This window comes from Methylobacterium sp. CCH5-D2 (assembly GCF_001556475.1).
In the GTDB taxonomy this organism is placed as follows: Bacteria; Pseudomonadota; Alphaproteobacteria; order Rhizobiales; family Beijerinckiaceae; genus Methylobacterium; species Methylobacterium hispanicum.
Genome location: NZ_LSIX01000521.1, coordinates 1 through 628, shown reverse-complemented (window position 1 = coordinate 628; position 628 = coordinate 1). Strand labels below are relative to the sequence as shown.

Below are 628 nucleotides of genomic sequence, written 5' to 3'. Positions count from 1 at the left end.
CCGCAGCGCCTCGGCGAGGCTGAGGCCCGCGGCCGCGGCGATGCGGGCCGCGGCCGCGGCGCCCGCGGCACGCTCGCCCGCGGTCGCGCCGCCTTCCATCAGGGCGCGGCACTTCACGAACTTCGCGAAGCGGATCCGGTCCAGGCCCGCCACGCGGTTCAGCGGCCCGTGTAGCCGAGCGCCTCGGCCGCCGTCTTCAGCCGGGCGAAGGAGGCGGCGTAGCGCTCGCGCAGGAAGCCCGCCTCCGGCAGGGCCCGGTCGGGGGCGAGGTTGTCCTCGTTGTCGGACATCTTCACCAGGATCGCCGCGAGGTCGCCCCGCGCGATCACGCCGTCGATCCGCTCGGAGTAGGGGATCCGCTGCGCGGGCTTGGTCAGGACGCGCACCGCCGCGACCACCGCCTCGGAGAACCCCGCCGCCCGCAGGTCCGCGGCCTCGCGGGGCGTGTCCTCCAGGACGTCGTGCAGCAGCGCGACCTGCATCACCGTCTGCGGGTCGATCTCGAGCCGGTCCACGCTGCGCGCGTGCCCGGCCCGCACGAGCGCGAGGTTCGCGACCCGCTCCAGGTGGCGGATGTAGGGCTGCCCGCGCTTGTCGAGCTGGCCCGCATGGGCGAGCGCGGCAAAGC

At 76.0% G+C, this 628-nt stretch carries 1 protein-coding gene; it reads right to left on the bottom strand.

Annotated features, from left to right (window positions below; genetic code table 11):
- Positions 1-158: 158 nt before the first annotated feature.
- Positions 159-628, bottom strand: a 470-nt coding sequence (locus AX737_RS13330) for an HD domain-containing protein (protein ID WP_066922062.1), incomplete at its 5' end; no start/stop codon positions are given.